At 55.9% G+C, this 3,366-nt stretch carries 1 protein-coding gene and 2 pseudogenes; all 3 read right to left on the bottom strand.

Features of this window, described 5'->3' with window-relative positions:
• Positions 1–92 precede the first annotated feature (92 nt).
• A pseudogene (locus tag XcuCFBP2542_RS20380) lies at positions 93–164 on the bottom strand (transposase); the annotation flags it as partial.
• A gap of 140 nt (positions 165–304) precedes the next feature.
• A pseudogene (locus tag XcuCFBP2542_RS18575) lies at positions 305–2,746 on the bottom strand (HrpF/NolX family T3SS translocon protein); the annotation flags it as partial.
• Positions 2,747–3,153: 407 nt separating this feature from the next.
• Positions 3,154–3,366, bottom strand: a 213-nt coding sequence (locus XcuCFBP2542_RS19875) for a hypothetical protein (protein ID WP_211293038.1), incomplete at its 5' end; no start/stop codon positions are given.

Consider the following 3,366-nt stretch of genomic DNA (forward strand, 5'->3'; position numbering starts at 1 on the left):
ACTCCGCGTCGCCAAAGCTCAGTTGCATCGAAATCGTCCGCTTGGGTCGTCGGTTAATTGTCGCAGATCAGGCTGCTTTGTTCAGAGCGTCCCTTGATCGCCACGCCGCTTTCAGCCTCGCGCAGAAAGCCGATGACCTGCTCGTCAGTAAAACGTTTCTTCACTTCCAATCTCCGGGTAGGGAATTGGACTCCAAACTGCGGCGCTACTCAAAATTAGAGGGACGTCACATTCACTGCCCCCCCCCCCTTGGTTGTGACTCTGGTTGTGACCCTGGTTGTGACCCTGGGCCGCCATTGACTACACTCTTGACCCCCTCCTTGACTATGCTCTTAGCGAATCTCTTGGCTAGCACCTTCGCTGTAAGCCTGGCGGATGGCCCACCGACTACGCCAGCCACTGCTCCCGCCATGTTGATACCAACGCGCTCCCACGCGAGCTTCACGTCGTCGCCTTGCACTACAGCGTCGAGAACCTGTAACGCTTGCGCTTCGGCTTCCAATGCAATCGCTGCTGCATCGGCAATCTCGCCGATAACAGGGATAAAACTCAGCGCACTCAGGGCTACCGAGATCCCATCCAGAATCTTGCTACCCCATTTAAGGATGGTATGGAGCACCTTGTTGATAGTACCCTTGTCCTTCTTTGGCGTCTTGATGTCGGGTTGATCGGCTTTGCCCATCACCATGTCCACGAAAGCCTTCTTCTGCTCAGGCGCTGTGGCGGCATGTGTAGGTGCCTTTTCCGCGGTCCTGTTAGCCGCACTCATCCGCTCGTAGAAATTCTTGAAATCGTAGTTACTAATATTCCCGGAGTCGATGGTAGGGCCATCGCCGAAGAAAGTATGCTCCACCTTGTAGCCCGTGATAGAGTTGTTCAAAAACCCAAACAGCAACGGGTCGCCCAATAGCTGCTTTGCGGCATCGCGAACCGCAGGGTCGGCTTTATCGTCTTTGACGATTGCGGCGAGCTTGTCGCGGGTCATCACCTTCTTGGGAAGTAACCCGGTGTGCTTGACCTTGTCGAAGAACGCATCCTGATGCCCATTGATCGTATCCAGCGTTTTCAGCTCGGATTCTGTCAGATGTATCTGCGAGACGGATTTCTGCAGGAAATCCGGCGTACTTATCGAGCCCGAGTCTCCTGCCAGCTCCTTCCACTGATCGGGGTGGTCTCGAAAGTACTGTGCTGCGGCGATGACCTGCGGCGGGCACTTCTGGGTATTGCTGTCGCCTTCGACCAGTTGCTTGAACGCATCCTGGTTCAGACATCCCGGCAGATAGTCAGAGTAGCGATAGAACTCGCGCATCGCATCGTTTTCGGTCATGACTGTCGGCTGGGTGTTGTCCGGGCTGTCAGAGGCCACGTAGTTCTGCGTGTAGTTTTTGGCTTGCTGGGTGGCATACACCGCCACTTGCCAGTGACTGGCCGAGAACTTGCTGAGGTCGTCAGCCTTGATGTCGCCGTCGCACTTGCCATCGCCTTGCGAGCCGATCGCAAAGAACAGCCGTGGATCGTTCTGTAGCTCCGTCAAAGCCTTCTTGAGATCCGGCGGCGTCGCGGGATCGTCGATCTTTGCATCGAGATCGGCCCACGCCATCGGCAACTTGTCCTTGTGACGATCAAGCGTGGTGACGATCTCCAGTTCGTTCTGGTTTAGCATCCCGCGATCCCACCTGACCGAAGAGCCTTCGACCGGCGGCGGCAGGTCGGACCCCTTCATTTTTTCGGGGTTGTAGGTTGCGTTCTTCCCCCCCATGGCGGTGACCTGTGGATGACGGTCGGCAAAATCGTATAGATTCGCCGCGATCAACGTGCCATCGCACTTGCCCTGATCGTCAAGATGGTTGTTGCCGCGCCCCTGGGAAGCTATGGCGAAGAACAGGCCAGGATCCCGCTGCAGGCCTTTCAGTGCCTCTTTCAGGTCGGGCGGTGTGGCTGGATCGTTGATCTTTTCATCGAGCTTGGCGAACTCGATCGGCATCATGTCGCGGTGTTGATTGAGTATGTTGACGATCTCCAACTGAGATTCCGTCAGCATGCCGCCGTCCCATGTGACCGTTGAGCCCTCCGCCGACGGTGGCGGCGTGTCTCCTATGATCTTTCTGGGATTGAACTCAGCGTTTTTCCCGCCCAGATCGGTCACTTGCTTATGACTGTCCGCGAAATCCCACAGATCTTGAGCATCGATCCTGCAGAAGAGCTGCGCGAGGCCCTTCTTCCCACGCGAGCCGATGGCAAAGAAAAGATGTCGATCTTTCTGCAGGCCTTCCAACGCGAGCTTCAAGTCCGGAGGCGTGGACGGGTCGTTGATCTTCTCGTTGATATTGGAAACATCAATTGGCATCTTGTCCTTGTGCTGATTGAGCGTCGAGACAATCTGAAGCTCGGATTCAGTGAGCGTTCCGCCATCTCGCGTCAACGGCGACCCATTGACCGCCGGAGGAGGCGTGGCTCCCTTGTTGTCGTTGGCCTCGAACCGGGTCGAAGACGTCGGTAAGAACTCGCGCTGGAAATCTGGAAACGGAGTTGCGAACGACACGGGCAAGTCATCGTTTGGCGCATTGCCGTAGCCAGCGGCGATCATGCGGCAGATCTGCTGCAAGAAGAGATTGTCCATTCGCAACAATAGATCGGAGTCGGTCATGCCAGGTCCGGGCCCCGGTAGTTCCGAAAATGAAGATTCATCCGTTGGGGGCAGAAGCGGATCTGCGTTTCTCCCTGTCGAAAGCATGTTGAGCGACATGTAGGCGACCTCGCATTGATAAAGTATTGGGCGACGCCGCTGCATCTGAGGAAATGCACATGCCGTTGAGGGGACATGTCATGCGGCGATTACAAATGTTCTCCACTACCGGGGCGAGATGCATGCCCAGACAGACTATTTTGGCGAAAAAAGCGCAACCGACCGTGTATTGACGTCAGATCGTATCTGGATCCGATCAGGGCTTTGAAGGCTTCCTACGCAACTCTCGTAGCTGCCGCCAATTCGTAATAGCACAGCAAGTCACCGACGCGGGCGCCCTGAACAGGTGCCAGCAACCTGCGGTAAATTTTCAGAAACTTCCAGTGAGAACGGCGCTCTCACCAGAGCCCCTGACATCGAAGACACTTGCTGAAGTGAGGATAAAAAGGCCTCATCACCACGAGCAGTCAGTTTTGGGAGAGCATTACACAGCAGTGAAACGCTGGCAACGAGTAGGAACCTGGTCTCGTGATCCGCTTGATGCGCCGGGCATTTTCCACGCCCGAGACGCCGCAGCCCTGATAATTTTCTGGGTCTTCGCGGATCACTGTGGGTGCAATCGAGCATTTTCGGGTAGCGCGGGCAGGAAGCTGGCGATGATCTTGAGCCTCAGGAACTCC

The sequence above is a fragment of the Xanthomonas cucurbitae genome (assembly GCF_002939885.1).
GTDB lineage: Bacteria > Pseudomonadota > Gammaproteobacteria > Xanthomonadales > Xanthomonadaceae > Xanthomonas > Xanthomonas cucurbitae.